At 36.8% G+C, this 6,601-nt stretch carries 4 protein-coding genes and 1 tRNA gene; all 5 read left to right on the top strand.

From position 1 onward, the window contains the following. Positions 1 to 5: 5 nt before the first annotated feature. The 5 genes from HMPREF0877_RS08635 (at position 6) to HMPREF0877_RS08615 (ending at position 6,596) form a co-directional block, all read left to right on the top strand. A tRNA-Ser gene (locus HMPREF0877_RS08635) sits at positions 6 to 95 on the top strand. Between the two features lie 77 nt (positions 96 to 172). Next, a complete protein-coding gene (locus tag HMPREF0877_RS08630) occupies positions 173 to 1,750 on the top strand; it encodes a hypothetical protein (RefSeq protein WP_002828963.1) in 1,578 nt (525 codons plus the stop codon). A 225-nt stretch (positions 1,751 to 1,975) separates the two neighbouring features. Beyond that, positions 1,976 to 3,538, top strand: coding sequence for a ribonuclease Y (rny, locus tag HMPREF0877_RS08625; protein WP_002828961.1), 1,563 nt, complete (start codon positions 1,976 to 1,978; stop codon positions 3,536 to 3,538). A gap of 986 nt (positions 3,539 to 4,524) precedes the next feature. Beyond that, on the top strand, positions 4,525 to 5,568 hold the full coding sequence (locus tag HMPREF0877_RS08620) for a PTS sugar transporter subunit IIC (RefSeq protein ID WP_050755330.1): 1,044 nt from the start codon (positions 4,525 to 4,527) through the stop codon (positions 5,566 to 5,568). A gap of 275 nt (positions 5,569 to 5,843) precedes the next feature. Further along, on the top strand, positions 5,844 to 6,596 hold the full coding sequence (locus tag HMPREF0877_RS08615; protein WP_002828959.1) for an ABC transporter ATP-binding protein: 753 nt from the start codon (positions 5,844 to 5,846) through the stop codon (positions 6,594 to 6,596). Positions 6,597 to 6,601: the final 5 nt, after the last annotated feature.

Below are 6,601 nucleotides of genomic sequence, written 5' to 3'. Positions count from 1 at the left end.
TTCATGGAGATGTACCCAAGTCTGGCTGAAGGGAACGGTCTTGAAAACCGTCAGGTCGGGAAACCGGCGCGAGGGTTCGAATCCCTCCATCTCCTTTTTATAAATAACCGTGTCCCGTGGACACGGTTATTTTTGTATCAATATCATTCTGAATATATGAGGGGTTTAAGATATGCCGATACGTCAAATTCGCTATTATCAATACGCAATAGTCATGCTTGTACTTGCAGTGCTATCTGCAGTGTTTTTACCAACGTTAGTGGGATCATCTGCATTAATGTCGACACACATAAAAAATATGACAATGACTATTTTTGGAGTAGCAGCTGTTATGGTGGTCTATATGGATGATCGCATGATTAAGCAGGCTTTATATCAACAAAAACAGTTACTAGTTGTGACGCTTTGGCTACCAATTTTAGGTCAAACTATATGGTATTTCGTTGTCCTTTGGATTTATCTAACAAATGCGACAGGACATACCGTGACGACGATGACCTTGCCGATTCTATTTATCGGTATGGCATTATTGCTCGTTTCAATGGGCTTATTACAAAAAGAAACCTTGTCGATTATACTGAATGCACCCATGAAAAGAACTGCACATCGTTTAAATGTTGCTACGATGTTTTTATCGCTCTATGCGTTATTGTTCTTTGGATTAACGACAAATTGGATTTATGGTTTAACAACTATGGTTTCGGTTTTGATCATAACAGATGCAAATTGGCCAGCTTTGTGGTCTGGTTGGCATAGAGAGCAAAGTTTAGAAAAGTTAGCAACTAATGGTGTGAACTTTAAAAATGCGCGTGTTATAGAAAGATTACCTCAAGTGACGACAATCGTTACGGAAAAAAGTGGTATTTTAACTGATAATCACATTACAGTACATTCTATATTGTCGTTAGATAAAAGATATAGTGATTTTGATGTTTTAGGAATTGCAACTGGATTATTGTCAATGGATGAAGCTTCTGCCTTATCAAAGTCGATTTTACAGTATGCCGAGAGTCATGGTGTGTTTCCATCAACGGCCTCTGAACCTGAAATTATAGAAGGTGCGGGAGTAAAAGGTGTTATTTTAAACGAACGTTTTGCCATTTTGTCAGCAGCAGAAGTTTTAGCTGAAGGGTACAATGTCGATTTAAATGCTTTGGAAACGTACAAGATGTTGGGTAATTCAGTAAGTTATGTTGTTGACAGTTTACAAGTTATTGGTGTCATTACTTTTGGTGATACTTTGAATAAGTCACTACTTTCTCTAGATCGTTTCTTCACACAACGCCATTTGGATGTAAAAATTGCCTCAGGTGATACAATTGGCGCAACCATGCAATTAACTAATATTATGACTTCGTTAGATGAAGTACAATCAGATTTGACGCCAATGGCGAAAAAAACACAGCAAGAACAGTGGACATCAAAAGATAATACGATGTTCGTGACTAACCAAGACAACTTACCAGTTGAAGTGGACACCATTACTGTGGCAGTCAATCGTCCCGATATCAATGCTGATATTCACGTCGCGAATGTGTCTGACTTAGAAAAATTGTGGGCAACTGCAGATCGTCTTATTCAAATTGATAAGAGAATGTTATCATTTGCAAGTCTGCCGGTTATTATTTTTCTACTATTAGCAGCAGGACTAGGTATCTTTATTTCGCCATGGTTGTATGTCGTACCGATTTTTGCGGTCATTATTCGTTGCATCATGAGTTATATTTTACGTTTACGAGTTAAACATTAATTAAGTTATATAAAAAATGAAATTCCGCCATATTAACATTGTTCTCGTTTCTGATAAACCGAAACAGAATAAAATGTTGATATGACGGTTTTTTGTTACGTACATCAAATGTTAGATTGATTGACTTATTATATAGAAAAGCCTAAAATTAAATATGTGTTATTAAGCGCAAAAAAACACTATTGATTTGACATAAACGTCAACTCTCTAGACAGGAGAAACAAGATGAACATAGTATTGATCATCCTGTTGTTGCTTGTCGCAATCGTAATTAGTATTGGAATCGGTTATACGGTGGCTAAAACAAAAATTAACCATACGCTAACCATTTCACATCAAACTGCTACAGACATAACGAATCAAGCGGCTACTGATGCAGAGCAATTAAAGAAAAATGCTCTTGTTGAAGCGCGAGATGAAAGCCAACGTTACCAACAACGTATTGAAAGTGAGTTACAAGAACGCCGTTCTGAAGTAAAAGCACAAGAAGATCGTTTGGTAAGTCGTGAATCTGTATTGGATCGAAAAGATGCTTCTTTACAAAAACGTGAAGAAGTTATTTCGAATAAGGAAACAAAGTTAGATCATCAACGGCAAAGCGTCAATGATAAACAAAAGCGCGCCGAAGAACTGGTTGCTGAACGTGAAGATAAGTTGATAGAAGTAGCCAACTTATCACGTGAAGACGCTCGTAATCGGATCTTGTCAGAAACTAAAGAATCATTAGTCGCTGAACGTGCTGTGATGATCAAAGATAGTGAGGAACGTGCTACTGCAGAAGCAGATAAACGTGCAAAGAACCTAGTTGTTAGCGCTATTCAACGCTCTGCAGCTGACATGGTTGCTGAGACAACTGTCTCTGTTGTGACACTTCCTAACGATGATATGAAGGGTCGTATTATTGGTCGAGAAGGCCGTAATATTCGGGCACTTGAGACAGTAACTGGTATTGATTTAATTATTGATGATACACCGGAAGCCGTTGTTCTAAGTGGTTTTGATCCAGTTCGTCGTGAAATCGCTAAAAACACATTGGAAAAGCTAATTGCTGATGGTCGTATTCACCCAGCACGTATCGAAGAAATGGTTGAAAAATCTCGTAAAGAGATGGATGAACATATTCGAGAAGTAGGTGAACAGACTATTTTCGATTTAGGTATTCATAACATGCATCCAGACCTGGTTAAAACTGTTGGTCGGATGAATTACCGAACAAGTTATGGACAAAATGTCCTTGTTCATTCAATAGAAGTCGCAAAACTAACTGGCTTGTTGGCAGCTGAGTTAGGGGAGGACGTTACGCTTGCCAAGCGCGCAGGATTATTACACGATATTGGTAAGGCTATTGATCATGAAGTAGACGGTTCTCATGTAGAGTTAGGTGTCGAATTGACAACGAAATACAAGGAACGTCCAGTTGTGATTAATTCAATTGCTTCGCATCATGGGGATGTTGAACCGGATTCTGTAATTGCCGTTCTAGTTGCTGCTGCTGATTCAATTTCAGCAGCACGACCAGGTGCAAGATCAGAATCATTAGAAAATTACGTTCAACGTTTGCAACAACTTGAAGCTATTGCAAATGAGTTTAACGGTGTTGAAAAGTCATATGCTATTCAAGCCGGCCGAGAAGTTCGTGTTATTGTAGAACCAGCAGCTGTTTCAGATATTGAAGCAACTGTCTTAGCTCGTGATATTAGAAATCAGATTGAAACTGATTTGGATTATCCAGGGCATATTAAAGTAACTGTTATTCGAGAATCGCGTGCGATTGAGTATGCAAAGTAAGAGATAACATTAATAGAAATAAATTAGGGCTAGGAATAAATATTCTAGCTCTTTTTTCTTTGTATAAAGAGTTATTTGATAAAGTCGATTTATAAATACACTTAATTCATGACAAACATACAAATAAAATAAAATTAATTTCACCGAAAGGGTTTACAAATTCTTTGGAAACGCTTACAATAATAAATGTGTTAAGGATACGGGGGAACGTATACGAAACTACTGATTAAAATTGTGAAACACTAGCTGGTTGGGGACTACTAGGATGTTATTGTCGCATTTCACTCTTACTGTTCGAATAATCGTTTAATCTCAAGAACTTGCTGAAAACTCTTCTCCTTCAGAAAAAATGAGAACGATAACTTATTTAATAGTTCGAGCAGTAAGAGGGTGATGAGACGACTCTTTATCAACATCAACGCTTTCACAATCAAAAAATATTTTGTGGGTCGTCATCCACACCATGTCGCCTTGCGGATACGCAGAGCGATTTTTTTGTGCAATTGTTAGAAAATAATTATAAACAAATTATTCGCTTATTTTACGACATCTCGATATACTATAGATATTCCCCGTGGTAGTTAAACTAATGACTATCTAGTGCATTATTGATGTACGAAGCGTCGTAGATATACGACGCTTTTTTATGTGTATGATTAAAAAATGTTGACAAAAATGAAAAATATATTAGAATTAGATTTATCAATTAAGTAAGGGAGCGAAAATGATGGTACATAAGAAGATGTTAACAGCTGAAACAGTGTATTACTTTTGGTTTTTTAGGTGACTATCCGAAATGACCAAAAGCATTTTTGCTAGGTTTCGGATAGAGAAAATATCCGGAACCAAAACAATACGACTTAATTGCAGTTATTGAGTAGTATTAGGAACTGGGTATTTTTATAAAAAATACCCAGTTTTTTTATTGGGTAAAGCACAAATTGTATATGAAATTAGTGAATGATGAGATAAAAAGGGGAAGTCATATGACAGTTCAGAAATTAAACAAAAAAGAATTTGGCTTAGCAATTCTAAATGGCAATGCCAGTGGAATCATTGTGGCATTGATTCCATCAGCGATCATTAGTCAGTTGCTTGCAATCATGCCACAAACAGATATTGTAAAGACTTTAACAATGATGGTGACTTTAGCACAAAGTACGTTACCAATAATTGCCGCCTTTGCGGTGGGTGCATTGCTTAAGTTTGGAACCATTGAAAGTGCTTCAATGGCATTAGCAACATTTATTGCTTCAGGTGTGGTAACAAGTCATGGCGGGCAGTACGTTATTAGTGGATCTGGCGTGATTTTGAATATTATGTTAACAACATTTATGGCTAGTTTAGTTACTATCGCCTTTCACAAACTACTTGGCCAATTACGAGCAGTATTTGAGCCATTAGCTGTTTTGCTAGTTGGTGGTGGTCTTGGTTTATTGACGTTACCTGTGATGATTGCTATTCAAGATGCGATTGGATCTGTTGTCGCCGCTGCAACCCAAACAGCACCATTAGTGATGGGCATCTTGTTAGGGATTATCTTCGCTGTATTGATTGTTTCACCATTATCTTCCGTTGGTATTGCAACGGCTATTGGGTTGACTGGAATCGGAGCTGGAGCTGCTAATACAGGAATTGTAACTGCTTCGTTGGTTTTGGCAATTATGAGTTTGAAAGAAAATTCATGGGGCTTATTCATTGCCCACTTTATGGGTTCACCGAAAATTCAAATGGCTAACATGTTATCTAAACCAAAACTATTTATTCCAGTGATCATTGCATCGGCCATTGCAGGGGGAATTTCAAGCTTACTGAGTATGTCAGGAACGCCATTTTCAGCAGGTTTCGGCTTATCAGGATTTATTGGACCAGTCACAGCACTTAATGAATCTACGGGAAATGGGATTGGTTTACGAGTCGTGATAGCGTTCTTTATTGTTCCAATTGCCATGGCACTGATCATGAAATACATTTTTATTGATAAATTACAATTAATTGATGCAAAAGACTTAAAATTACCAGAAGTTTAATTTGTTGTTATAAAATTGACTTGCTTATAATTATTTAACCATAGCGTGGAAAAGAAATTGGGACAAAAGAAAATGTTCCAATTTTTTTTTACTAAAAACGTCATAATTATAAACCTGTAACTTTTATGGCGTAAATTGCGTGACACACCAGCTTTAAAACAACTTTTGTTGCGCGCTATTTTTTAAAAATCAAAAAAATAATTTGACAATGCAATATTAGATTGTGTATAGTATTGTCTGTAACATAAATGAAATAAAAACTAGGAGAAAAAATCATGACTGAACCAGTTCTAATTGCCAATCAGTTAAATAAAACATATTTAAGTACAGCAGGTGTACAACAAGAGGTTTTGAAAAATCTATCATTGTCTGTAGATGAGGGCGAATTTGTCGCTATTATGGGTCCATCGGGATCTGGAAAATCAACATTATTGAATATTTTATCAACACTGATGCAACCTTCATCAGGATCAGTGATGATTAACAACAAGAATATTTTGCAGATGAATGATGATGCGATTGCAAAATTCCGTGGTCAAGATATGGGATTTATTTTTCAAAATTATAATTTAATTGAAAGTTTAACCGTGCAGGAAAATATCAGTTTACCACTGACGCTGCAAAAGGTAAGTCCAAAGAAAGTTAAAGACGCCGTGCAAAAAGTCGCACAACTACTGCATATTGAGTCTTATCTCAATAAATATCCAACAGAATTATCAGGTGGTCAACAACAGCGAGTGGGCGCTGCACGAGCTTTGGTACACAATCCAACACTTATTTTTGGTGATGAACCAACCGGAGCACTAGATTCAGAAAACGCTCGCGAAATGATGAATTATTTAACTCAGATCAATGATAACGAAGGAATTTCTATTGTCATGGTGACTCATGATGCTTTCTCAGCATCATTTGCATCTCGAATCTTGTTCTTAACGGATGGACAGATTACAAAAACAATTACTCGTGACAATCAATCACGAGAAGTATTCTATCAACGAGTATTGTCTGAGCTAGGAAATTTCAATTAGGAGGA

This window comes from Weissella paramesenteroides ATCC 33313 (assembly GCF_000160575.1).
Taxonomy (GTDB): Bacteria; Bacillota; Bacilli; order Lactobacillales; family Lactobacillaceae; genus Weissella; species Weissella paramesenteroides.
This window is presented reverse-complemented; position numbering and strand designations above follow the sequence as displayed.